Annotated in this window: 2 pseudogenes; both read left to right on the top strand. The window is 65.6% G+C overall.

Features of this window, described 5'->3' with window-relative positions:
- A pseudogene (locus SM753_RS21485) lies at positions 1–83 on the top strand (50S ribosomal protein L18a); the annotation flags it as partial.
- Positions 80–285 (top strand): annotated as a pseudogene (locus SM753_RS20385) (prefoldin subunit alpha); the annotation flags it as partial. The pseudogenes SM753_RS21485 and SM753_RS20385, both read left to right, overlap by 4 nt.

Raw genomic sequence — 285 nt, forward strand, 5'->3', positions numbered from 1 at the left:
GCGAACACACGTACGCCAACTTCGGCAGCCGTCACGGCTGCACGCGTCAGCAGGTCGAGATCGAGGAGGTCGAAGCACAATGATGGGCGGTGGTGGCGGCGGCGGCGAACTCCAGCAGCTCTCCCAGGAACTCCAGCAGATTCAGGAAGAGATCGAGGGGCTCGAAGCGGACATCCAGGAGCTCCGCGACGAGAAGACCGAGATGGACGAGGCCATCGAAGCGCTCGAGACGCTCGAGACGGGGTCGACGGTGCAGGTCCCCCTCGGCGGCGACGCGTACGTTCG

This window comes from Halostella sp. PRR32, assembly GCF_034808085.1.
GTDB lineage: Archaea > Halobacteriota > Halobacteria > Halobacteriales > Natronoarchaeaceae > Halostella > Halostella pelagica.